This window comes from Vibrio sp. 661 (genome assembly GCF_033339315.1).
GTDB classification, from domain to species: Bacteria; Pseudomonadota; Gammaproteobacteria; order Enterobacterales; family Vibrionaceae; genus Vibrio; species Vibrio alginolyticus.
Genome location: NZ_JAWOUJ010000013.1, coordinates 16,477 through 35,558, shown reverse-complemented (window position 1 = coordinate 35,558; position 19,082 = coordinate 16,477). Strand labels below are relative to the sequence as shown.

21 protein-coding genes are annotated in these 19,082 nt (G+C 44.8%); 10 read left to right on the top strand and 11 right to left on the bottom strand.

The genetic code is table 11. The features are described 5' to 3' along the window. Positions 1-70: 70 nt before the first annotated feature. Positions 71-1,042: an arabinose-5-phosphate isomerase KdsD gene (kdsD, locus tag R7P69_RS18690; protein ID WP_005381104.1), complete on the bottom strand. Its 972-nt coding sequence runs from the start codon at positions 1,040-1,042 to the stop codon at positions 71-73. Between the two features lie 29 nt (positions 1,043-1,071). Further along, the gene (locus tag R7P69_RS18685) at positions 1,072-2,037 is read right to left on the bottom strand and encodes a calcium/sodium antiporter (protein WP_005381102.1); all 966 of its coding nucleotides are present in this window, start codon (positions 2,035-2,037) and stop codon (positions 1,072-1,074) included. 374 nt (positions 2,038-2,411) lie between these two features. On the opposite strand from R7P69_RS18685, the gene mlaF reads away from it, so the two are divergent. The 8 genes from mlaF to R7P69_RS18645 all read left to right on the top strand — a co-directional run bounded on the left by mlaF (position 2,412) and on the right by R7P69_RS18645 (position 7,853). Beyond that, a complete protein-coding gene (gene mlaF / locus R7P69_RS18680) occupies positions 2,412-3,215 on the top strand; it encodes a phospholipid ABC transporter ATP-binding protein MlaF (protein WP_005388422.1) in 804 nt (267 codons plus the stop codon). Beyond that, positions 3,205-3,996 carry a lipid asymmetry maintenance ABC transporter permease subunit MlaE gene (gene mlaE, locus R7P69_RS18675; protein WP_005381100.1) on the top strand — a complete coding sequence of 264 codons (792 nt, stop codon included), beginning with the start codon at positions 3,205-3,207 and terminating at the stop codon, positions 3,994-3,996. Before mlaF ends, mlaE begins: the two co-directional genes overlap by 11 nt. A 2-nt stretch (positions 3,997-3,998) precedes the next feature. Further along, positions 3,999-4,487 carry an outer membrane lipid asymmetry maintenance protein MlaD gene (mlaD, locus tag R7P69_RS18670; RefSeq protein ID WP_005381099.1) on the top strand — a complete coding sequence of 163 codons (489 nt, stop codon included), beginning with the start codon at positions 3,999-4,001 and terminating at the stop codon, positions 4,485-4,487. A gap of 2 nt (positions 4,488-4,489) precedes the next feature. Continuing rightward, positions 4,490-5,128 carry a phospholipid-binding protein MlaC gene (gene mlaC, locus R7P69_RS18665; protein ID WP_005381098.1) on the top strand — a complete coding sequence of 213 codons (639 nt, stop codon included), beginning with the start codon at positions 4,490-4,492 and terminating at the stop codon, positions 5,126-5,128. Beyond that, complete coding sequence (locus R7P69_RS18660; RefSeq protein ID WP_025767617.1) at positions 5,128-5,448, top strand: lipid asymmetry maintenance protein MlaB; 321 nt, start codon at positions 5,128-5,130, stop codon at positions 5,446-5,448. The genes mlaC and R7P69_RS18660 overlap by 1 nt, the downstream gene beginning before the upstream one ends. Positions 5,449-5,451: 3 nt before the next feature. Further along, positions 5,452-5,706, top strand: a complete 255-nt coding sequence (gene ibaG, locus R7P69_RS18655) for a BolA family iron metabolism protein IbaG (protein ID WP_005381092.1) — start codon at positions 5,452-5,454, stop codon at positions 5,704-5,706. Positions 5,707-5,715: 9 nt separating this feature from the next. Further along, a complete protein-coding gene (gene murA, locus R7P69_RS18650; protein ID WP_213912446.1) occupies positions 5,716-6,972 on the top strand; it encodes a UDP-N-acetylglucosamine 1-carboxyvinyltransferase in 1,257 nt (418 codons plus the stop codon). Between the two features lie 155 nt (positions 6,973-7,127). Continuing rightward, on the top strand, positions 7,128-7,853 hold the full coding sequence (locus R7P69_RS18645) for a 1-acylglycerol-3-phosphate O-acyltransferase (protein WP_005381088.1): 726 nt from the start codon (positions 7,128-7,130) through the stop codon (positions 7,851-7,853). Positions 7,854-7,938: 85 nt separating this feature from the next. Here R7P69_RS18645 and R7P69_RS18640 read toward each other — a convergent pair whose 3' ends face one another. From R7P69_RS18640 to arcA, 6 genes are all read right to left on the bottom strand, one after another. Further along, on the bottom strand, positions 7,939-8,328 hold the full coding sequence (locus R7P69_RS18640; RefSeq protein WP_005381087.1) for a RidA family protein: 390 nt from the start codon (positions 8,326-8,328) through the stop codon (positions 7,939-7,941). Between the two features lie 130 nt (positions 8,329-8,458). Then, positions 8,459-8,920 carry an aspartate carbamoyltransferase regulatory subunit gene (gene pyrI, locus R7P69_RS18635; protein ID WP_005381086.1) on the bottom strand — a complete coding sequence of 154 codons (462 nt, stop codon included), beginning with the start codon at positions 8,918-8,920 and terminating at the stop codon, positions 8,459-8,461. 15 nt (positions 8,921-8,935) lie between these two features. Next, entirely contained in the window at positions 8,936-9,865 is a 930-nt protein-coding gene (gene pyrB, locus R7P69_RS18630; RefSeq protein ID WP_005381085.1) for an aspartate carbamoyltransferase, read from the bottom strand. 86 nt (positions 9,866-9,951) lie between these two features. Then, positions 9,952-10,047: a hypothetical protein gene (locus R7P69_RS18625; RefSeq protein ID WP_005381084.1), complete on the bottom strand. Its 96-nt coding sequence runs from the start codon at positions 10,045-10,047 to the stop codon at positions 9,952-9,954. Between the two features lie 99 nt (positions 10,048-10,146). Beyond that, positions 10,147-11,151 (bottom strand): ornithine carbamoyltransferase, encoded by a 1,005-nt coding sequence (locus tag R7P69_RS18620; protein ID WP_042523477.1) that lies wholly within the window; start codon positions 11,149-11,151, stop codon positions 10,147-10,149. A 156-nt stretch (positions 11,152-11,307) separates the two neighbouring features. After that, on the bottom strand, positions 11,308-12,528 hold the full coding sequence (arcA, locus tag R7P69_RS18615; RefSeq protein WP_005381082.1) for an arginine deiminase: 1,221 nt from the start codon (positions 12,526-12,528) through the stop codon (positions 11,308-11,310). Between the two features lie 583 nt (positions 12,529-13,111). Between arcA and rraB the strand changes: the two genes are divergently transcribed. Together rraB and R7P69_RS18605 are read left to right on the top strand one after the other, a co-directional pair. Continuing rightward, the gene (gene rraB / locus R7P69_RS18610) at positions 13,112-13,525 is read left to right on the top strand and encodes a ribonuclease E inhibitor RraB (protein WP_005381081.1); all 414 of its coding nucleotides are present in this window, start codon (positions 13,112-13,114) and stop codon (positions 13,523-13,525) included. A 154-nt stretch (positions 13,526-13,679) separates the two neighbouring features. Further along, entirely contained in the window at positions 13,680-14,480 is an 801-nt protein-coding gene (locus tag R7P69_RS18605) for a glycosyl hydrolase 2 galactose-binding domain-containing protein (protein ID WP_104975633.1), read from the top strand. 19 nt (positions 14,481-14,499) lie between these two features. Here R7P69_RS18605 and R7P69_RS18600 read toward each other — a convergent pair whose 3' ends face one another. The 3 genes from R7P69_RS18600 to R7P69_RS18590 form a co-directional block, all read right to left on the bottom strand. Next, a complete protein-coding gene (locus R7P69_RS18600) occupies positions 14,500-15,405 on the bottom strand; it encodes a bifunctional helix-turn-helix transcriptional regulator/GNAT family N-acetyltransferase (protein ID WP_080960120.1) in 906 nt (301 codons plus the stop codon). 115 nt (positions 15,406-15,520) lie between these two features. Further along, positions 15,521-15,925: a DUF2061 domain-containing protein gene (locus R7P69_RS18595; RefSeq protein ID WP_169628884.1), complete on the bottom strand. Its 405-nt coding sequence runs from the start codon at positions 15,923-15,925 to the stop codon at positions 15,521-15,523. Positions 15,926-16,127: 202 nt separating this feature from the next. Then, a complete protein-coding gene (locus tag R7P69_RS18590) occupies positions 16,128-18,986 on the bottom strand; it encodes a valine--tRNA ligase (protein WP_238952123.1) in 2,859 nt (952 codons plus the stop codon). Positions 18,987-19,082: the final 96 nt, after the last annotated feature.

Below are 19,082 nucleotides of genomic sequence, written 5' to 3'. Positions count from 1 at the left end.
GTTTAGCTCAGTACTTCCCTGACCATTGCCTTTATTCGTCTAATAAATGATTTAAATGTTTGTGCTGATATTACATCACGCCAGCTTTTAGTAAATCGTGCATGTTCAGTGCACCCACAATTTTTTCGTCTTTACATAAAATCAGAGCATTAATGTTTTTATTCTGCATCAAGTTCAAACCTTCAACCGCCAGCATATCAGGGTGTGCTGTGGTTGGGTTTGTCGTCATGACCTCGCCAATTGCCGTCGTATGAATATCGATACGCTTGTCTAAGGTACGACGTAAATCACCATCGGTGAATATACCAAGCATAGCATCGTGCTCATCGACGATGGCTGTCATGCCTAACCCCTTTTCTGAAATTTCAAGCAGGGCATCGCGAATTAATGCGTCAGGAGAAACTTTAGGTAACGCTTCTCCAAAGTGCATAATATCAGACAACTTAAGTAGCAGTTTTCTCCCCAGTGCACCACCTGGGTGAGATAGGGCAAAATCTTCGGCAGAAAAACCACGAGCTTGAAGCAGAGCTACGGCTAATGCATCTCCCATCACTAATGTGGCAGTCGTACTGCTAGTTGGCGCCAGGCCTAACGGACAAGCTTCTTGAGGTACCGTAATTTGCAGGTGTAAGTCAGACAGCTTGGCCATATTTGATTCTGGCTTACCTGTCATGCTGATGATCTTAATATTCAGGCGCTTTAATACTGGAAATAGAGACAGAATTTCGTTTGATTCACCAGAGTTAGAAATTGCCAGCACAATGTCACCAGGGCTAATCATACCCAAGTCACCATGTGCGGCTTCGCCTGGATGAACGAAAAACGCCGAAGTCCCAGTGCTTGCCAGAGTGGCGGCAATCTTGTTACCAATATGGCCTGACTTGCCAATACCCATAACGACAACTTTGCCGTTGTTGGAAAGGATAAGTTCACACGCTTTTTCAAATTGATCATCAAAGTAGGTATCTAGCTCTTGCAGAGCAGCAACTTCGATATCAAGAACTTGTTTAGCAGCAGCGCGAAAATCAAATTGATTGGACATATCAGATCTCTACTTATTGATCGTGGTAATTAAGCGGTCATGTTTGCGAATAAGTACACTTGGTAACCTAAGAAGCACACAAACAAGATGGCACCTTCAATACGGTTAATACTGCGTGATTTACCCAAACACATCGCGACAAGTAACAATGAAACGCCTAACATGACCCAGAAGTCACGTCCCATCGCGTACTCACTGAGCACCGATGGATTAATGATGCCAGGAATCCCCATTACCGCCAGAATGTTAAACACATTCGAACCGATAATGTTACCGACAGCCATGTCGTCTTCACCCTTTAAAACTCCCGCAAGTGATGCGGCCAGTTCAGGCAGGCTAGTGCCAATGGCGATAATAGTTAGACCGATAACAAGGTCGCTCATACCAAAGTGTTTAGCAATAATTACCGCGTTATCAACCAGCATGCTGGCTGCCAAAGGAAGCAGTATCAAGCCAATAACCACCCACATGATTGCTTTAGGGTTACTGACGCCTTCAGGGATCTCTGACTCTTGGTCATCAAGAAAAACATCACCTGATTTTTGCTCTTTGCGGCTGATTTGCAACATAGCAAATAAAAATGCCCCAAAGAGTACAAACAATAAGACACCCTCATAAAAACCGAGATGGCTATTCCAAAGCAGAATACCAGCGAGTACGGTTACGGCTATCATGAGTGGAAGCTCTCGGCGGATGACGGCGGAGCTAATCGACAAAGGCTTGATCAGCGCTGTAATACCTAGGATTAACGCAATGTTCGCTATGTTTGAGCCTAATACGTTACCCACCGCTGTATCTGTTTTACCATCCCAAGCAGCGGTTGCAGATACCATCATCTCAGGGGCAGATGAGCCCATCGCAAGGATTGTCATGCCGATGACAAGCGGGGAAATACCGACGTTGCGGGCTATCGCTGCAGAGCCAAAAACAAGTTTATCTGCACTCCAAACAAGCAAAACAAGACCGACTATAAGCAACGCAACGGCTTCGAGCATGAGAATTCCTAAGTATTAAATAAGTAAAATGAATAACCGCTAATTTTGACCTTTTGCGGCCTAAAATGGAAGATAAACGAAGAATAAATTAAAGGTTAGTAACGAAAATGTATGTAAATCTCACTCATTTAAATGAGCAATTCTGGTCTAGGATTTAAACACTTCGTGCTAATTAGGTCATAAACCATGAGAAATTGCAGGGATATAGTCGACTTTATTTAATTGAACAGTGCTTTAAATTCAACGCCAATGTGCTTATGATTGCAGCCTAATAAATGTACCGACGTTACTTTATTAAACGTAGAATTCAACTCCGATGAGTATCTGCTTGATGATTCCGTGAGTTGCAACGCTCCTACAGTAGAAGAGATGATATGTCGAACAACGATTTAGTCACCGTGAACAACCTCACTTTTTCACGGGGAGAACGCATGATCTTTGATGATATTGATCTGCATGTTCCTGAGGGCAAAGTGACGGCCATTATGGGACCATCGGGAATTGGTAAAACAACACTGCTGCGTTTGATTGGTGGTCAGTTGTATCCCGAGCAAGGAGAGATCTGGTTTGATGGAGACAATATTCCCTCTCTCTCGCGTAAAAAACTCTACCATGCTCGAAAGAAAATGAGCATGTTGTTCCAGTCAGGGGCTTTATTCACTGATTTGAATGTTTTTGATAATGTCGCCTTTCCATTGAGAGAGCATACCGATTTATCGGAAGATTTGATTCGCACCATGGTGTTACTCAAGCTCGAAGCTGTCGGTCTACGCGGCGCGGCGCAATTAATGCCGAGTGAGCTTTCAGGTGGTATGGCAAGACGCGCTGCTTTGGCTCGTGCAATCGCACTTGACCCTGACCTGATCATGTACGATGAGCCGTTTGTGGGGCAAGACCCAATCACTATGGGCGTTTTGGTTGAGCTAATTAGCAATCTAAACCAAGCGTTAGGTTTGACCTCTATTGTGGTTTCTCACGACGTACCTGAAGTCATGAGTATTGCTGACTGGGTATACCTGATGGCCGATGGAAAAATCATCGCCTATGGTACGCCAGAAGAGCTGACTCAAAACTCTGATCCTCGTGTCCAGCAGTTCTTACAAGGTGATGCCGACGGTCCTGTACCGTTTCGTTTCCCTTCTCAAAGTATCGAAAAGGACTTATTTGATGGTCGATAACTTCATTCACTTTGTCGCCTCGCTGGGTCGACGCACGCTTTCTATTTGCGGAGCATTTGGTCGTGCGACTTTCATGTTGATTGGGGCGCTATTTTCTAAGCCACAACCGATCAGAAGCTTTCCTCTGCTTGTTAAGCAACTTTATTCTGTTGGTGTTCAGTCGCTAGCGATCATCGTCGTATCTGGTCTGTTCATTGGAATGGTTTTGAGTCTACAAGGCTATGTTGTGTTGGTGGATTACGGCGCAGAAGGCAGTTTGGGGCAAATGGTAGCGCTTTCGTTACTCCGTGAATTAGGACCCGTTGTTACTGCACTTTTGTTTGCTGGTCGTGCCGGTTCTGCGTTAACCGCAGAGATAGGTCTAATGAAAGCAACGGAACAACTGTCTAGCCTTGAAATGATGGCGGTAGACCCATTGAAACGAGTGATTGCACCACGGTTTTGGGCTGGGGTTATCTCAATGCCTTTACTGGCTATGATTTTCATGGCTGTGGGAATTTGGGGCGCTCAGCTTGTTGGTGTTGACTGGAAAGGCGTTGATCACGGCAGTTTTTGGTCAGCGATGCAGTCCTCTGTTGAGCTAGGGCAAGACATTGGTAACAGTATGATCAAATGTTTTGCGTTTGCAATTACGGTTACTTGGGTCGCTCTATTTAACGGTTATGATGCTATTCCAACATCGGAAGGGATCAGCCGAGCAACTACGCGCACTGTTGTGCATTCTTCTTTAGCAGTACTAGGATTAGACTTTGTACTGACCGCATTGATGTTTGGGAATTAATCATGCAACAAACACGTAAAACTGAATTATGGGTTGGCAGCTTTGTATTAGCGGGAATTTGCGCGATTCTTGTGATGATTTTTCAAGTTGCTGACGTAAAAAGCATTGGCTCTGGTGATACTTATACCCTCAAAGCCGAGTTCGATAATATTGGCAGTTTAAAAGTTCGTTCTCCCGTAAAAGTGGGGGGCGTTGTGATTGGTCGAGTAAGTAGTATTTCGCTTAACCCAGACAACTTATTGCCAGTTGTAACACTATCTATCAATAGCAAATACAATCAGTTCCCAGAAACGTCGAGCGTACAAATTTTGACATCTGGCCTGATTGGTGAGCAATACATTGGTTTAGTACCTGGCTTCGTTTTTGATGATGAAGTCATGCTGGTGGATGGTGATACCATCGAAGACACCAAATCGGCGCTTGTGCTTGAAGACTTAATTGGTCAAGTACTATACAGCGTAGGTGGTTCAGACGACTCAAGTAAGGAATAACTATGTTAGCGAGATTACTACTTTCAGTTTGTGCTGTGTTTAGCGTCTTTGGAGCAACAGCAGCAGAGGTGGATAAAACTGAACCTTATAAGATGATGAAGCAGGTAGCTGAAGTCACGTTCGAAAGATTGAAAGCCGAACAGCCGAAAATCAAACAAGATCCAAATTTACTTAAAGTGATCGTTGAAGAAGAGCTAATGCCTTACGTCAACTACCGCTATGCAGGGTTAAAACTTCTTGGTCCAAACTTAAAAGGTGCTAAGCGTGAAGATGTACTTGAGTTTATCGATGCATTTCGTGCTTACCTGATTGCGTCTTATGCACAAGTGTTGACGCAATACTCTGACCAAAAAATTGAGTTTGGTCCTGAGCCTAGCATTGATGACTCTAAGCGTATTACAAGCATTAAAGTTGATATCATCGATACTCCGCGTCCAAACATCAAACTTGAGTTTAAACTGCGTAAAGACAACCAGTCTGGTGAGTGGGAAGCATTCGATATGATTGCAGAGGGCATTAGTTTGCTTTCTAGTAAACAATCCGAATGGAACAGTAAAATTCGTCAAGAAGGTATTCTATCTGTTGCTAAAGACCTAGAAAAATTGGCCGCAGAACCGATCCGCTTCGAGGCGAAGAAATAATGGCCCAGACTCCCGCTCAGTGGCAATTGGATCAAAACATTCTTAAGCTAACAGGGGCACTTGATAGAGATACAGTGCCTTCATTGTGGGCGTATGCACAGCAATGGCAACCTGCTCAATCGGAGCTGGAATGCTCGCTAAAAGAGATAGAGCGCGTCGACTCTGCAGGAATGGTGATGTTAATCCACTTATTAGAGCATGCAAAAAAGCAAAACTGTCATATAATGCTCAGTTTCGTGCCGGCGCAACTGCGCACTTTGTTTCAACTGAGCAATGTTGAATCTTTAGTGGCCAAACACGTACAGAATTATCAGGGGTAAATTGTGGATAGCGCAAAAGTACAACAGTTATTAGAAGAAGCACTAAACCTTCAAGAAGTGCATGTGAAAGGTGAAGGTAGCCACTATGAAGTGGTTGCTGTTGATGCTTGTTTCGATGGAATGAGCCGCGTTAAGAAGCAGCAGCTAATTTATGCTCCTCTGATGGAATACATCCAGCGTAACGACATTCACGCATTATCAATCAAAGCGTTCACACCAGAAGAGTGGGCTCGTGATAAGAAATTGATGTCGCTTTAAGGTTTATTGATGGAAAAGTTTCGAGTTATTGGGTCAGATAAACCACTAGTTGGTGAAGTGACCATTTCAGGTGCAAAAAACGCAGCACTGCCGATTTTATTTGCGTCTATCTTGGCGGAAGAGCCAGTAGAAGTGGCAAACGTACCACACCTTCGTGATATCGATACAACCATGGAATTGCTTAAGCGTTTAGGCGCGAAAGTAAGCCGCAATGGCTCTGTTCATGTTGACCCAAGCAGTATTACAGAATACTGCGCGCCTTATGATTTGGTGAAAACCATGCGTGCTTCTATTTGGGCTTTAGGTCCTTTGGTGGCGCGCTTTGGTCAAGGTCAGGTTTCTTTACCAGGCGGTTGTGCTATTGGCGCTCGTCCTGTGGATCTGCATATTTCTGGTTTAGAGCAGCTTGGCGCAACCATTACATTAGAAGATGGTTATGTGAAAGCAGAAGCGGATGGTCGGCTAAAAGGCGCACACATCGTGATGGATAAAGTCAGCGTAGGCGCGACGATCACCATCATGTGTGCCGCAACGCTGGCGGAAGGCACAACAACACTAGATAACGCTGCGCGTGAGCCTGAAATCGTCGATACCGCTGATTTCCTAAATAAGCTTGGCGCAAAAATCTCTGGCGCTGGCACAGATACCATTACGATTGAAGGTGTTGAGCGCCTAGGCGGTTGTAAACACAACGTGGTTGCTGACCGTATTGAGACGGGAACATTCCTTGTCGCAGCAGCAGTATCTGGCGGTAAAGTGGTATGTCGCAACACTAATGCTCATTTGCTTGAAGCGGTTCTCGCCAAGCTGGAAGAAGCTGGCGCGCTTGTCGAAACGGGTGAAGATTGGATCTCCGTTGATATGACCGACCGCGAGCTAAAAGCGGTAAGTGTACGTACTGCGCCACATCCTGGTTTCCCGACGGATATGCAAGCTCAATTTACGCTTCTGAACATGATGGCGAAAGGTGGCGGCGTGATCACAGAGACTATCTTTGAAAACCGCTTTATGCACGTACCAGAACTCATGCGTATGGGCGCTAAAGCTGAGATCGAAGGCAATACGGTTATCTGTGGTGATGTTGAGTCACTCAGCGGTGCGCAAGTGATGGCAACCGATCTACGAGCTTCGGCTAGTTTGGTTATTGCAGGTTGCATTGCTAAAGGCGAAACCGTCGTTGATCGTATTTACCATATCGACCGTGGTTACGACAAAATCGAAAATAAACTGGCTGCACTTGGCGCAAATATTGAGCGAGTGAGCTAGGCAAGTTAAACTGCACCGCAGGTAACTTGGATATCAAGAGAGCCGAAACCTGAGTTTCGGCTTTTTTATATCACTCTCATGACCATATTTTCCCTTTATGGAAAGAGAGATATTAATAGCTGTATCTGGCAAAAGCCGGTTCCTGGAGAACAAGAATGATTGCACTGTTACGTGTATTTGCTGTCGCTATCTTTGCGATTGTTATGTTTATTGGTGGTTGTGGTTACTGCCTATTAAGCCCTAGAAACCCTAAGCACGTTTTCACTTTTGGCCGTTTGTTTGCCAAGATGTCTCGTGTGTTTGGGATTAAGTTAGAGTTACGTATCCCTGAAGATGCGTATTCACGCGGCCAACATGTTTACATTGCTAACCACCAGAACAACTGGGACATGTTTACTGTTTCTGCGGCTGTGACTCCGAAAGTTGTGACAGTAGGTAAAAAGAGCTTGGCTTGGATGCCACTGTTTGGTCAGCTTTACTGGCTTACGGGTAACATTCTGATTGACCGAGCGAATCGTTCTAAAGCAAAAGGTACTATCGATCAGGTCGTGAGCAGCATGAAAGAAAGTGATGTTTCGGTGTGGATGTTCCCAGAAGGCACGCGTTCTCGTGGGCGTGGTTTGCTGCCATTCAAAACAGGTGCTTTTCATGCGGCAATTGGTGCAGGTGTGCCAATCATTCCTATCGTATGTAGCTCGACGAATAAAATTAAGCTGAACCGTTGGAACAATGGTCATGTGATTGTTGAAATGCTACCTCCAATCAGCACTGAAGGCTATGGTAAAGAGGGCATTCGCGAGTTAGCGAATATCTGTCGTGAACAGATGAAAGAGAAGCTTGAATCGTTAGATGAAGAAGTCAAACAGCGCAACGCTGCTTAAGTTTTACTGCGATATCATCACGAAAAGACAATAAAAAACGGGTAGCCTGAGCTACCCGTTTTTTTATGTTTGTCAGCAAGTGCAATTATTTGCGAACAGCGATTGCTTCAATCTCGATGCCAACATCTTTTGGTAGGCGAGCCACTTCTACACAAGAGCGTGCAGGGTAGTTTGCTACGCCGTGCTCATCAAAGAACTTGCCGTAAACTTCGTTCACTGTGCCAAAGTCATTTAGGTCTTTAACAAAAACCGTTAGCTTTACAATATCAGATACTTTAAGACCTGAAGATTCAACTACAGCCTTTACGTTTTCTAGAGACTGACGAGCTTGTTCTGCGATATCAGCAGACACTTCACCTGTCGCTGGGTTTACTGGGATTTGGCCTGAAGTAAGAACCATGTTACCTAGATCTACGCCTTGAACGTAAGGACCGATTGCTGCTGGTGCAGACTCAGTGTGAAGTACTTTCGTCATTTGATTTTTTCCATCAGTTGTAGGGAATAAAGATTCTCAGTTTGCCTCTAAACCCTCGGTAGGTAAAGAGCAAAATACCCTGACATTGCAGGGTATTTTAAACGTATCACAGCCTAGTCGTGCGGCGTGTTTATCGCTCGGTTACGATCTCGCGTGAGAACACTTTCTCGCAGTATTTACACTTTAGGCGGATTTCTTGTTTCTTCTCGAACACGCTAAAGCTGCTTTCTACTGGTTCATTATGAGAAATACAGTTTGAATTCGGGCATTCAAATACATCATTGATGCGCTCAGGAAGCTCTAACGCGAGCTTTTTCACCACTTCATAATTCTCGATTTGATTCACGGTCGCGTGAGGAGCATACAACGCTAGCTTGCTCGCTTGCTCTTCATTGATAAACACATTTTCGATTTTGAGTAGATCTTTATGACCGAGTGCTGATGATGGCAAGTTCAGTCCAATCGTTACGCGTTGTGATGAATTGTGCATATCGAACAGTCTTAATACTTTGATACCGATTTGCGCAGGGATGTGGTCGATGACCGTACCATTTTTGATTGCTTCTACCTGCAATTGAGTTTCTTTAGCCATGATTTTTCCCCTCGATTACAGTGTTTCGTTTAGAACAAGCGCCAGCAGTGCTTGGCGAGCATACACGCCATTTTGAGCTTGCTGGAAGAAGTAAGCATGAGGCGTTTTATCAACATCAGTTGTGATTTCATCCACACGTGGTAGTGGGTGCAGTACTTTCAAGTTCTCACGCGCGCCTTCTAGTAGTGCCGCCGTTAGGATGTAAGCCGACTTAATATGTGCGTATTCCGATTCGTCAAAGCGTTCTTTCTGTACGCGTGTCATGTACAGAATATCCAGTTCAGGAATCACACTTTCCATGTCTGTGTGTAGGCTATATTGAATGCCAGCTTCGTCTAGTTCTTCGCAGATGTAATCTGGCATTGCCAGCGCATCTGGTGCAACAAAGAAGAAGCGGATGTTGTTAAACTTTGCTAAGGCTTGAGTCAGTGAGTGCACTGTGCGGCCATATTTTAGGTCACCTACGAATGCGACGTTCAGGTTGTCTAGACGCCCTTGTGTTTCCGCGATGGTGTATAGGTCGAGTAGCGTTTGAGTTGGGTGTTGGTTTGCACCGTCGCCCGCGTTGATCACTGGCACGCCATTTGAAAATTCAGATGCCAAGCGAGCGGCGCCTTCTTGTGGATGACGCATCACAAAGGCATCGACGTAAGAAGAGATGACTTGTACTGAATCTGCGAGTGTTTCGCCTTTCTTCGCCAGAGAGGTATTACCATCATTATCAAAGCCAATCACGTCACCACCAATGCGCTGAATCGCTGTTTCAAACGATAAACGTGTACGTGTTGATGGTTCAAAGAAACAACTTGCAACGACTTTGTTTTTAATCAGTTCTGGTCGAGGTGCTTTTTTAAGGCTACCTGCTGTTTCTACGATAAGTTCCAGTTCTTCGCGTGAAAGCTCTGGAATAGAGATGATGTGCTTCTGGTAAAGCGAGTTCGCCATGATCTTCTTCCCTATAACATTGATGACTACATCCAAATAACCGAAAGGAATTTTGGACATAAAAAAACCTCCCCAATGGGGAGGTTTTAAAATTCAATAGAATTAACGAAAATAACACCACGTAAGCGTAGTCGCTTAGCGAGAGCAAATCGCGTTTTTACGTCAGCAATCAGCGTGGTCATTTCTTAATCCTCAGACAAATTGCCGAGCATTATACGCTTAACTTTCGTGAGCGCAAGCGATTACATCATGGTTTTTATCGGCTGTTTTTGCGCGCTGGTTTAGCTTCCTAGCGTCGCAACCATCACGGCTTTGATGGTATGCATACGGTTTTCAGCTTCGTCGAATACGATGGAGTATTCCGATTCAAATACCTCTTCTGTTACTTCAAGGCCTTTCATACCGTATTTTTCAGCGACTTCTTTGCCGACGGTGGTTTCATCATTGTGGAAAGCTGGAAGGCAGTGCATGAATTTCACATGTGGATTACCCGTTTGCTTAATCACGTCCATATTGATTTGATAAGGTGTCATTAACGCTACACGTTCATCCCATGCCTCGGCAGACTCACCCATAGACACCCAAACGTCGGTGTATAGGAAGTCACAACCTTTCACACCTTCCTCAACGCTTTCTGTTAACGTGATTTTTGCACCGGTTTGTTGCGCGATAGTTTGACAAGTTGCCACGAGATCTTCTTCAGGCCAGAACGCTTTTGGCGCGACAAGGCGAATATCCATGCCCATTTTCGCTGCGCCCACCATAAGTGAGTTACCCATGTTGTTGCGCGCATCACCTAGGTAAGCGAAGGTTACTTCATGTAGCTGTTTACCACGGCCGTGCTCTTGCATGGTCAGGAAGTCAGCAAGGATCTGGGTTGGGTGGAACTCATCCGTTAAACCATTCCACACTGGAACACCAGCATAAGTACCAAGCTCTTCAACAATGGATTGGCCAAAGCCTCGGTATTCAATCCCGTCATACATACGACCAAGGACGCGAGCGGTGTCTTTCATCGATTCCTTATGACCGATTTGCGAGCCAGAAGGGCCGATGTAAGAGACTTGAGCACCTTGGTCAAAGGCAGCGACTTCAAACGCACATCGGGTACGAGTCGAAGATTTCTCAAAGATTAGTGCGATGTTTTTACCTTGAAGTTTCTTCTGCTCTGTTCCTGCATATTTAGCTTTTTTTAGCTCTGCAGACAGTTCGAGCAAAAACTGGATTTCTTTGGTTGAGAAGTCCAATAGCTTCAAAAAGTTGCGGTTACGTAAATTGAAAGCCATAGCTCGTCCCTTAGTACATGTGATTAGATTAATAGAATTCATTAAAACATATAAATGCTTTTATTGTGAATAATTATTTTTAATTAAAGCTAAAAAAGGTTGATGTATTCACATCAACCTTAGTTTTGATTCACCTAATGTAAAGGGACGAGTAAGTTATATATCGTCTCGTTCTATTGGACAGCTCATACAGCGAGCGCCACCGCGACCACGACCAAGCTCGTTACCAGGTACTGTCAGTACTTTGATGCCAGCTTTATCGTATTTTTCGTTGGTGTATACATTGCGTTCGTAACCAATTACTACGCCCGGTTTTACAGTTAGAACGTTATTGGCATCATTCCATTGTTCGCGTTCCGCTTCATAGCTGTCACCACCCGTGGTGATGATTTTCAGCTGATCTAAGCCAAGAGCGGACTCAATCGCGTGCAGATAGTTATGTGAGGCTTCAACATGCATTTCACCGTTGCCTTTTGGTGTTAAGCGCCATGTGTCGAGATCTTTGCGCATGATCTCTGGGTAGACAGAGAAAGTATCTACATCCATATGGGTCATCACAGTGTCTAAATGCATACATGAACGGTGTTTAGGCAGATCAATTGCAATAACTTCGGTAGCTTGGCCTGCTTTAAATAGGCTCGCTGCAAGGTTCTCTACACCTTGAGCAGTCGTACGCTCAGACATACCGATAAGAACTGCACCTTTACCAATAACCAACACATCACCGCCTTCGACATTCGCATTATCATAATGCAGATCATCGTCACCGAAGTATTTGATAAAATCTTGGCCAGCAAAAATTGGGTGCCAACGATAAATCGCACGTAAGTGGTTTGTTTCACGTTGGCGTGCAGGCATCATCATTGGGTTGAGCGATACACCACCATAAACCCAGCATGAGGTATCACGAGTAAAGAGGTGATTAGGCAGTGGCTCAATAACAAAGTCGAGAGGACGCTTCATTTTTGGCAGCATAGAAGATGAGGAGATCGGTAGCTCTGAGTAAGCTAAGCCACCTAAAAAGATGCAGGCAAGGTGTTCATCATCCATTTCTGAAAAGTATTGGCGTAGGTCTCGCGCAAAGGTTGGCCCGTAACGAAAGTCAGAAATCTGAGTGTTCAGCAGCCATTGTTTTGCTTCTGGAACGGCGAGGGTTTCGACCAGTAAATCGTGGAGGAGAAGCACTTCAACGTCTTGCTCGCGCAGCGTACGTGCGAATGCATCGTGCTCTTCACCTGCCGCTTCTACAGCAAGAACGTCATCAAATAGCAACTCATGACAGTTTGACGGAGTTAAGTGGGTTAGGGCGCGTTCAGGGCGATTTAATAGAACTCGTCGAAGTTGACCAACTTCTGATCCAACGTACAGCTTGCTCATTTTGTATCCTTACAAATTTTCCAGCCATTAGTTATGACAAGCTTCCTAGAAAGATGCAAGTTATCAAGCTTTGTTTATATTCTGGTGTTTCTGGTTTTGTGAGTTTTTTATTTTTATTTTGATTCTTATTAAATTTATTATTAGATATAAATGCTATTTTGCTAAAATTAGAGTGCGTGCGTTTTTATTCTAATTTTCCCGTTGAGAAAGAATACACGCACAGTGCATAAAACGTGCATTTTTATTCTAAATTATGCATTATTAAAGTGAATTTATTCGTTATGCTTCTTCGTTTTACACGTGAGTGTATTCAAGAAAGCATCATAAACACGCATAGAAAGAGAAAATAACCACATTAAGTGTCAATTAGGATGTTCTGAATATTAAAAAATGCCATTCTTTGTTAATTTTTTGTTTCTTTGTGTGGTCGGTTTAATATTTAGATTCAAATAACCGATAAGAATCGCAGTGGTATGATGTTTGTTTGTGGCTTTTCATCGCAATCCATGCCATATTTCACCGGATCAGCATACTCAGTATCGGGTATTGTGTTTCCATCAAGTAACTAATCTGGAGCCAAAACATGTCTCACGAAGATGAATATCTATCAGTAGAAGAATTAATTGAGATTCAAAAGGAAGAGACTCGCGATATCATTGCAGCATTGCTAGAAGATGGCAGCGATCCAGATTCGCTATACGAAATTGAGCACCACCTGTTTGCCGAAGATTTTGACACGCTAGAAAAAGCGGTAGTTGAAGCATTCAAGATGGGCTTTGAAGTTCTTGAAGCAGAAGAAACTGAAGATGAAGATGGTAACAAGTTGCTTTGCTGTGATGCGACGATGGAGTCCGCACTAGACGCAGAAGCGATTGATGCGCAAGTTGAAAAATTGATTCACTTGGCAGAAAAATACGACATAATCTATGACGGTTGGGGTACGTACTACGAAGGCGAAGATGCGCTTTACCCTGAAGAAGATGAAGACGACGAGTAATCAAAGCTCACTACTTTTGGAAAAACCAGCGTTTAACGCTGGTTTTTTTATACCTTGAAAAACTGACGAATGTGGAGGCGATAAATAATTCACATTGAGTTTATAGGGGGTTTCTCCCTATAATGCGTGAAAATTGATCTAGCTCAAGGTGTATATGCAACTCTCACTCGCCGGTTTATGGCAAGTCTCTCCACTGACGGACCTTTCTATCCCACAGGATGACATTACTTTCCCTGCTCCTTTGAGTCAGGTATTGCCAGCTGAACTGACAGAAGAAGCAATTCGTCAGCAAGAGTGGCACCTGATGCATGACATTGAAGTGGACGAATCCATGATGGCATTCCCAGCGGTAGAAATGGTGTTGGGTGGTGTGGATTACCATGCAGAAGTGCGTTTGAACGGAGTAGCATTGTTTGACTGTGACGGTTCTCAAAATGTCTACAAGAAAGACATTCGCCCGTTCATGCAGATGGGGCGCAACCGTTTTGAGATCCTATTCCTTGAGGAAGAAGAAGATCTTCTGTTGGATGAGGATAAACCGGAGTTGTGTTCACTTGCAGATCATGAATACCAAAAGAGTGACGAGCGCTTAGGGGTATGGCAAGAGCCGTATCTGCAGTTCATTCGCAATGTACGTTTAGACCGCGTGGCAACCGAGCAGATTTGGCACCACGGTGGTGGTTGCGAGTTTAAAGTCGACTTGTACTATCAAACTTTTGCGCCGGGTCTGGTCTCTGCATCGGTTAAGTTTAATGGTATGACTTACCATATTCCTATTGATGTCCGAGCGGAGCATGCGAGCGCTTTATTCCAGATCGAAGCGCCAAAGTATGCCGATCTTACTGATCCTGATCCAAGTGATCTCTACCAGTTGTCTGTTGAGTTGGATGGGCAGCACCAAAACTTCACTGTTGCCTTGAGCCAGGAGCTTTGTGTTACCCATGTTGTGCTTTAACGTCTAATAATATTATCTATTACAGCATCTTAAGCATTACGACTTCACATGCATCATGCCCTGTTTGTCCAAGCGGGGCATCGAGATGCTCAAAGCCTAGCTTTTCATACAAGCTTACCGCTTCTCTCAGACATTCAGTTGTCTCTAAATAGCACTGCTGATACCCAAATTGTTTCGCCAATTGTAAGCTCAATGCGACGATGCGTTTGGCTAAACCGTGTCCTCGTGTTTGAGGTAAGAAGTACATCTTTTGTAGTTCACACACATTTGGCTCGCCAGCTAAAGGGGCAAAGCCACCGCCACCAACGATCTCTCCGCGATGTTCAATGACCCAATAGGCGGCCCTGTTTTGATTGTACACCGAATACATATCATCAAGCGTTGGATCGGCCACACCATAACCTTTGTCTGCGGTTAAGCCGTATTCAGCAGAGACTTTACGAATCACATCTGCGACTTGCGGGTTGTCTGCTTTAGTAAGAGGTCGAAGAACGTATTCCTCAGACTGACACACTTTTGTTAGCCCTTTTAGGTAAGTCTCTAGACCAAGTTTGAGTTGCTCTTGCTCGCTGTCATCGAGTTGGGTAAGCAGTTGTTCAAAGAAGTGGTTTTGCTGTTGGTCCAGTTGCGATAACGCCAGTTGGCCTTGCTCTGTAATCGCGACGAGTTGACTACGTTTGTCTTTTGGGTTTTCGATGCTCTCGACCAAACCTAATTTAATCAAACCAGTAACGGTTCGGCTCGCGTTGGACTTGTCGACATTAAGCTGCTGTGCCAGCTGATTGATGGTCAATGGCTGCAATTGGATTTCACCCAATGCGTGCGCTTGCACTGGAGTGAGAGCGACATCGCCGCATTGTTTATCAAGCATACCAAGCAATCGGACGGCTTGACGGGAGTAGTGTCGAAGTTGACGAGCGTTCATTATCACTTACCTCTAAAAATAAAGTTGCGTACCGCAATTAAATTAATTGCGGTGCGCAACCTTGTCAATGGTAAATGTCATTTTGCTCGTTAGGAGACGTAGTGAGCCTCCATGTTTAAGCGTGGTGATGTAAACAAAACTGCGGTGCTGGAGTTTTTTCTGATGATTTACGCATCCATACTTTCTCGTGGAAGTAGTAAGCCACCGTGTTCAAACTTGGCTCTAACATCGCCATTACGCCGCCGACAAATGCATCACCTGTTAGTAAGTAAACCACGGTAAAAGCGACGCTGAAGTGCACGGTCGCAAAGCTTGCGGTTTTTAATTTGGTCATCCACTGACGAGCTTTAAGTGCTGGGACTTTTGCCCATGCCTTTTCATGAAAGTAGAAGGCTACGGTGTTCACTGAAGGCTCAATCATGGCAATTAAACTACCAATTAGAATGTCGCCTGTGAGTACGTAAGCGACACTAAATGCGATAGTAAAATGCAGTGCTGCGAAAGTTAGTGTCTTTTTCATGATAATTACTCAATCGTGTTTGTTTCGATGAGCTTATTATCGATAATAATTCTCATTAATGCTAATGGGTAATGAGTATTGTTGTGATAGGGGGAAGCTATTGATGATGGTTTTGGTGAAATGTATACAAAAAAGGTTGGCCATGATGACCAACCTTTTGAACCAAAAGTGAGAAGTGTTAATTCTTCTCTTTCACTGAGGCTTAAAGCGCAGCGATCGTTGTCTTCTGCACTTCTAGCTTAGCTAGTGTCTCTTTGTAGCCTTCAAGCTTCTCACGCTCTTTAGCAACAACTGCTTCAGGTGCTTTCGCTACGAAGCCTTCGTTGCCCAGTTTGCCTTCGATACGCTTGATTTCGCCGTGAGTCTTCTTGATTTCGCCATCTAGACGAGCAAGCTCAGCATCTTTGTCGATCAGACCTGCCATTGGGATCATCAGCTCAGACTTGCCAACCAGTGCTGTCGCACATGCAGGAGTTTGTTCGCCAGTTTCAAGCACGCGTACTGCTTCTAGCTTCGCTAGTGACATCAGTACTTGTTTGCTTGCTTCTAGACGAGAGGCATCTTCTGCATTTGCTGCTTTCAGCATAACGTCAAGCGGCTTACCAGGGTTGATGTCGTATTCAGCACGTAGGTTGCGGATGCTAGTGATGAACGCTTTCACCCACTCGATGTCGTCTAGCGCTTCTTGGTGGAAGTTCGCTTCGTCAAACTGAGGCAGAGTTTGTAGCATGATTGTCTCGCCCTCAACACCGTCAACTAGTGGCTTGATGCTTTGCCAGATAGTTTCTGTGATGTAAGGAATCACAGGGTGAGCCAGACGTAGCGTCTTCTCAAGTACCGTGATTAGTGTACGGCGAGTACCACGCTGTTGCGCTTCAGTACCTTTCCATAGAACGGGTTTAGTTAGCTCTAGGTACCAGTCACAGAATTGGTTCCAGATGAATTCGTAAAGTGTGTTCGCAGCCATATCTAGACGGAAGTTGTCGATATGGTTGTTGAACGCTTTCGCTGCAAGTTCAAACTGAGACTCGATCCATTTGTCTGCTAGTGAGTATTCAATCTCACCACCGTTGAAGCCACAATCTTGCTCTTCTGTGTTCATCATTACGTAACGGCTTGCGTTCCATAGTTTGTTACAGAAGTTACGGTAACCCTCAAGACGCTTCATATCCCAGTTGATATCACGACCTGTTGATGCCATTGCTGCAAGAGTGAAACGCAGTGCGTCTGTACCGTATGCTTCGATACCGTTTTCAAACGTCTTACGAGTGTTCTTCTCGATCTTCTTCGCTAGTTGAGGCTGCATCATGTTGCCACAACGCTTCTCTACGAGAGACTCTAGGTCGATACCATCGATCATGTCGATTGGGTCAAGTACGTTACCTTTCGACTTAGACATCTTGTCGCCGTTTTCGTCACGGATTAGACCAGTAACGTAAACCGTCTTAAATGGTACTTGTGGTTTGCCGTTTTCGTCTTTCACGAAGTGCATGGTCATCATGATCATGCGCGCAACCCAGAAGAAGATGATGTCGAAACCAGTTACTAGAACGTCTGAAGGGTGGAATACTTTCAGGTCGTCAGTTTGCTCTGGCCAACCTTGAGTACCGAATGTCCATAGTGCAGAAGAGAACCACGTATCCAGTACGTCTTCGTCTTGGTGAAGTTCAATGACTGACTCTAGGTTGTTGTTCTTACGAACTTCTTCTTCAGTGCGACCTACGTAAACATTACCTTGGTTGTCGTACCAAGCTGGGATGCGGTGACCCCACCATAGCTGACGAGAGATACACCAGTCTTGAACGTCACGCATCCAAGAGAAGTACATGTTTTCGTACTGCTTAGGAACAAATTGGATGTCGCCGTTTTCTACTGCTTCAACTGCAGTTTTCGCTAGAGGCGCAGTACGTACGTACCATTGGTCAGTTAGCATTGGTTCGATAACCACGCCACCACGGTCGCCGTAAGGAACTTGTAGATCGTGATCTTTCACTTCTTCAAGTAGGCCTAGCTCGTCGAATTCAGCAACGATAGCTTTACGAGCGGCAAAACGCTCCATACCGTGGTATTTAGCTGGTAGCTCAGTGCTGTAAGCGTCGCTTGCTTCACCGTTGGTGTTGAATACTTCAGAAGCATCACGGATGTTTGCGTCGAAAGTCAGAATGTTGATCATTGGTAGCTGGTGGCGCTTACCTACTTCGTAGTCGTTGAAGTCGTGCGCAGGTGTGATTTTCACACAGCCAGTACCTTTTTCCATATCTGCGTGCTCATCGCCCACGATTGGGATGCGACGATCAACGATAGGAAGGATGATTTCTTTACCGATAAGATCTTTGTAACGTGGATCTTCTGGGTTAACTGCAACACCCGTATCGCCTAGCACGGTCTCTGGACGAGTCGTTGCAACAACGATGTAGTCTTTGCCATCGGCTGTTCTAGCGCCATCTGCTAGTGGGTAGCGGAAGTGCCACATGTGGCCTTTAGTGTCTTTGTTCTCTACTTCTAGATCTGAAATCGCTGTGTGTAGCTTTGGATCCCAGTTAACCAGACGCTTACCGCGGTAGATTAGATCGTCTTCGTATAGACGTACGAAGACTTCTTGAACGGCGTTAGATAGACCATCGTCCATCGTAAAGCGTTCACGATCCCAGTCTACAGATGCGCCAAGACGACGAAGCTGCTTTGTGATAGTGCCGCCAGATTCGCCTTTCCATTCCCAGATTTTGTCGATGAAAGCTTCACGACCGTAATCGTGTTTTGTTTTGCCTTCTTCTGCAGCGATCTTACGCTCAACAACCATCTGAGTTGCGATACCAGCGTGGTCAGTACCTACTTGCCAAAGGGTGTTTTTACCCTTCATACGTTCACAACGGATAAGCGTATCCATGATCGTATCTTGGAACGCGTGGCCCATGTGTAGGCTACCAGTGACGTTCGGTGGCGGGATCATGATGCTGTATGATTCTTTAGTAGTGTCACCGTGTGGCTTAAAGTAGCCTTTCTCTTCCCAAGTCTGATACAGAGCTTGTTCGATTGAAGTTGGGTTGTATGTCTTTTCCATAGCGCTCTTTTAATGGATACGTTGATGGTTGAATCTTAGTCAATCTTTATAAGTGAGGGATCTTAACAAGATCGCCTTAACTATAAGGATTGACCG